The following is a 3,813-nucleotide window of genomic DNA, read 5'->3' as shown; positions in this document are numbered from 1 at the left end:
GGCGTCGGCCACCGACCCCATCATCGCGATCCGCGACATGCTGCCGACCTGGATGGCCGTGCCGTACCTGATCACCGCGTTCGGCGGGCTGTTGCTGTCGAACAACCTGTCGGTGTATTCGGCCGGTCTCACTACCTTGACCCTGGGCTTGAAGGTCAAACGCGTGCATGCGGTGATCGTCGATATCGTCGCGATCTTTGCCGGCTCCATCTACTTCATGCTGATCGCCGACAGCTTTTATGGCCCGTTCATCACCTTCATTTCGCTGCTGGCGGTGCCGATCACGGCGTGGGTCGGGATCTTCGTGGTCGACTTGATTCACCGGCATTACTACAGCCCCACCGACCTGCTGGACGTCAGCCCCAGCAGTGCCTACTGGTATCGCGGCGGCGTGGAGTGGCGTGCATTTGGCGCCTGGGCGGTGGCCATTGTGTTGGGGTTCAGCTTCACCACCATTGGCACCACCGCCGAAAACATCTGGTTTGCCGGGCCGCTGTCCGACTCCTGGCTGGGCCATAACGGCCTGGGCTGGATAGTAACCTTCCTGGTAGCGGGCGGAATATATGCAGTATTGGGCGGGGCGTCTGACCGTCGTCCGGCTTTAGTCGAGAGCGCCAATGTCTAGATTGCTGCACACCGGCCAGGTCATTGTCGACCTGGTCATGGGCCTCGACACCCTGCCGGCAAGCGGCGGTGACGTGCTGGCCAACTCCGCCAGTTTTCAAGTGGGTGGTGGTTTCAACGTAATGGCTGCGGCGCGGCGCAATGGGTTGTCGGTGGTTTACCTGGGTCGCCATGGCGAGGGGCGCTTTGGCGAGCTGGCGCGTGCCGCGATGCAGGCCGAAGGTATTGAAATGGCCTTGGCGGCCAGCGCAGGCAAAGACACCGGCTTGTGCGTGTCGCTGACTGAAGCCAGCACCGAACGCACCTTCATCTCCCATCTCGGCGCCGAGGGTGAGTTGAGCGCCGACGACTTGGCTCGGATCGTCCCGCGTGTCGATGATTACGTATACGTCAGTGGCTACAGCTTGCTGCTTGAAGGTAAGGCGCAGCCTTTGCTTGACTGGTTGCAGGCGCTACCGCGAGAGATCGTGGTGGTGTTCGACCCAGGCCCGATGGTCAAGGCGCTGGACTCCGCGTTGATGCGCGCGTTGTTGCCGCGTATCGACATCTGGACCAGCAATGGCCCTGAAGCCCTGGCGTTTACCGGGGCGGCGGATATGAGTCAGGCGCTGCCCATGCTCAATCAGCACTTGCAGGCACTGCTGGTTGTGCGTGATGGGCCAAATGGTTGCTGGGTAGGGCGAGGGGCACAGATCGAGCATGTCCCTGGATTCAAGGTTCAGGCCGTGGACAGCAATGGCGCGGGGGACGCACATGCGGGAGTATTTATTGCCGGGTTGGCGAATGGCTTGAAACCGGTTGAGGCGGCGCGTCGAGCGAACGCAGCGGCGGCATTGGCGGTAACCCGCTGGGGGCCAGCGACCTCGCCCGGCACTGCTGAGGTCGATGCATTAGTGACTGAATAAACGAGGCCCAAAAATGTGGGAGCGGGCTTGCTCGCGAAGGCGGTGTGTCAGTTAAAGCATGTGCTGACTGATACTCCGCCTTCGCGAGCAAGCCCGCTCCCACAATGGGTTCTGCGTTTAGCCTGCTTTTTTCAGGGCTTGGATCAACTCATCTTTGCGCATGGTTGAGCGTCCTGAAATATTCTTTTCCCGCGCCTCTTTCATCAAGCTTTCCTTGGTCTGCGTACCCAATGAAGCGCGACTGCTGCGCGGGTGGCCTTCACGGCTGGCAGCGGCGCGCTTGGCCGATTCCTGCCGGTCCTGGGCCTTCTTGGTCGGTGCTTTGCGCCTGCCTGATCCGCCGGTTTTCTCACCGCCGCCAGACTGTTTGTTCACGGTGGCCCAGGCACGAGCTTCGGCTTCGTCCTTGGGCAACCCTTTGTGCTCATAACTGTCTTCGATATGAGCGGCCTTGCGTTTCTGTTCGTCGGTGTATTTGGCTTTGCTTCCACGAGGCATCGCTAAAACTCCTTCTGGCCCCAGTCGCGGGGCCAGGCCAGAAATGGATTACTGAGTACTTTGGGCGTCGAGCTTGCGCGCTTCATCCACACCAGAAGCGGTGAGCTTGATCGGCAGGTTCAACGCGTATTCGCCGGCGTCGTCGGTGGTCACATGCCCATCCTTGATCAGCCCGCGGTCTTGCAGGAACGCCAAGACACTGGCGACCTCTTTTTCACCGCGGTAATTGTCCAGCACCTCCTTGCCCAAGCCTTGCGGGTGGGCGTGCAGCAGGCGGGTGAGGACTTCTTTTTCAAGGTTTCTATCGACGTTCATGCGTACCTCTTCACTGGGAAATGGTCGGGTGTAGGTCGTACCAAGGGTGCATCAAGGCGCTGGTTGTTTCTGCGCGCCCGGGATGTTCGAGTCGTCGCCCTTGTTGATCTTCGGCTCATTGTTGCTCGTGCCTGGGCCCATCTTGCCGTTGCCCACGGCCGCCGGTGCCTGGCGCTGGGTATCGTTTCCTTTGGTGCGTGGGTCGGCGCTGTTGTCGATGATCGCGCCACCGTTGGTGTCCATGCCGGTGCCCATGGATTTTTGCGACTCGGTGGTGGCGTCCGGCGTTGGATCTGTGGGGCCGGTGGTCGAGCTGGCCGCGAAGGCGCTCAGGGACGCGGCAGACAACAGGCCGGTGAGGGCGAGGGCAGCAAATTTGGAATTTTTCATCAGGGTGTCTCCATATGATTAATGTCCTTACCCTGTATTGGTCTGCCCGCGATTGTTGATCGTGCCGGGAGGGCGACGAACGGTATCAGCTCACCTGTATCACTTTGTGTGCCGATACTCGGCGCGCTATCAAGCGTGCCACCGTGATCGCCCAGTTGAGGGCCGTGATCACCAGTACGCTCAGCATCATTGTCGCAAGGCCGAAGTCGACGATGATCTTGCCTGCGAGCCAGGGAAACCCGAAGACGCCGATAAAGTACGCCAGGCTGAACAACAACAACGCCTGGGAAGTGGTGCCGCTGGGCGCTTCGTTGGCCACCAGGCCGTTGATCACTGAATACGTCAGGCCATACCCGATCCCTAGCGTGGCGGCGGCGAGCACATAACTGAGGTTGCCGCTGACACCAAACGCGAACAGCGCGATCGCGCCGAACATCACCCCCGATAACACACAGGCAGCCTGGTACGCATCGCGCTTGACCACGAAGCCTGCGATCAGCAAGCGGCTGGTGATTGCTGCTGTCAGGAAGCCCGCGAAGAACAGTGAATAGTCGAGCTTATGAGCCACGGCATAGCTGGTCTGGAACGAAGACAGCCCCCCGAATACGCAGCCACCCAGGCCGACCATCAGGATGGCGAACGCCGCCTTGGAAGACAGTATGCGGCGGCTTGCGCGCCAGGAAATCCTGGCGGTTGGCATATTCGCGTGCTGTCGCAACCGGGAGCCCATGCGCCAGAACATCACCACCCCGGCGAGGCTGGCGAGCCCGGCGATATAGAACGCGGTGGTCAGGGGCAGGTCCAGCGCAGTGGCGGCGCGTCCCAGCAAAGGGCCGGAACCTATGCCGCTCAACATACTGCCCGAGAGCAAGGCGAAATATTTGGCCCGCTGGCGTGGTTCCACTAGCAGCGTCACGATGATTGGGCCCAGGGTATAGAACACGCCCCAGCCCAAGCCAAGGGACAATCCAAACAGCATCAAGCCTTGGCCAAACCCCGGCGTCAGGGCAAACCCCAGGCAGGCCACCACCAACAATAGTCCGGTGCTCGCAATTGCTCGCGCCGCGCCCAGCGCATCAGC

At 60.9% G+C, this 3,813-nt stretch carries 6 protein-coding genes; 2 read left to right on the top strand and 4 right to left on the bottom strand.

The genetic code is table 11. The annotated features are described in order from the left end of the window. A partial coding sequence (locus GIW04_RS28870) for a cytosine permease (protein WP_236479465.1) occupies positions 1–625 on the top strand: 625 nt, incomplete at its 5' end. Continuing rightward, positions 618–1,529 carry a PfkB family carbohydrate kinase gene (locus GIW04_RS28865; protein ID WP_003193506.1) on the top strand — a complete coding sequence of 304 codons (912 nt, stop codon included), beginning with the start codon at positions 618–620 and terminating at the stop codon, positions 1,527–1,529. The genes GIW04_RS28870 and GIW04_RS28865, both read left to right, overlap by 8 nt. Before the next feature lie 117 nt (positions 1,530–1,646). Here the strand turns inward: GIW04_RS28865 and GIW04_RS28860 are convergent, their stop codons facing one another. The 4 genes from GIW04_RS28860 to GIW04_RS28845 form a co-directional block, all read right to left on the bottom strand. After that, entirely contained in the window at positions 1,647–2,027 is a 381-nt protein-coding gene (locus GIW04_RS28860; RefSeq protein WP_003193505.1) for a Rho termination factor N-terminal domain-containing protein, read from the bottom strand. 48 nt (positions 2,028–2,075) lie between these two features. Continuing rightward, positions 2,076–2,342 carry a hypothetical protein gene (locus tag GIW04_RS28855; protein ID WP_032895690.1) on the bottom strand — a complete coding sequence of 89 codons (267 nt, stop codon included), beginning with the start codon at positions 2,340–2,342 and terminating at the stop codon, positions 2,076–2,078. Positions 2,343–2,393: 51 nt separating this feature from the next. Next, positions 2,394–2,732 (bottom strand): hypothetical protein, encoded by a 339-nt coding sequence (locus GIW04_RS28850; RefSeq protein WP_003193500.1) that lies wholly within the window; start codon positions 2,730–2,732, stop codon positions 2,394–2,396. 85 nt (positions 2,733–2,817) lie between these two features. After that, positions 2,818–3,813: MFS transporter (locus GIW04_RS28845; RefSeq protein ID WP_236479464.1), on the bottom strand; the 996-nt coding region annotated here is incomplete at its 5' end.

The organism is Pseudomonas sp. PA-4-8C (genome assembly GCF_021606625.1).
Taxonomy (GTDB): Bacteria; Pseudomonadota; Gammaproteobacteria; order Pseudomonadales; family Pseudomonadaceae; genus Aquipseudomonas; species Aquipseudomonas lactis.
Note: the sequence above shows the minus strand (reverse complement) of the source record. Positions and strands in the feature narration are given on the sequence as shown.

Bases quoted from the DNA above. Each gene is read 5' to 3' on its own strand.
- GIW04_RS28855 (WP_032895690.1), bottom strand. From the start codon at position 2,342: ATGAACGTCGATAGAAACCTTGAAAAAGAAGTCCTCACCCGCCTGCTG.
- GIW04_RS28865 (WP_003193506.1), top strand. From the start codon at position 618: ATGTCTAGATTGCTGCACACCGGCCAGGTCATTGTCGACCTGGTCATG.
- GIW04_RS28850 (WP_003193500.1), bottom strand. From the start codon at position 2,732: ATGAAAAATTCCAAATTTGCTGCCCTCGCCCTCACCGGCCTGTTGTCT.
- GIW04_RS28860 (WP_003193505.1), bottom strand. From the start codon at position 2,027: ATGCCTCGTGGAAGCAAAGCCAAATACACCGACGAACAGAAACGCAAG.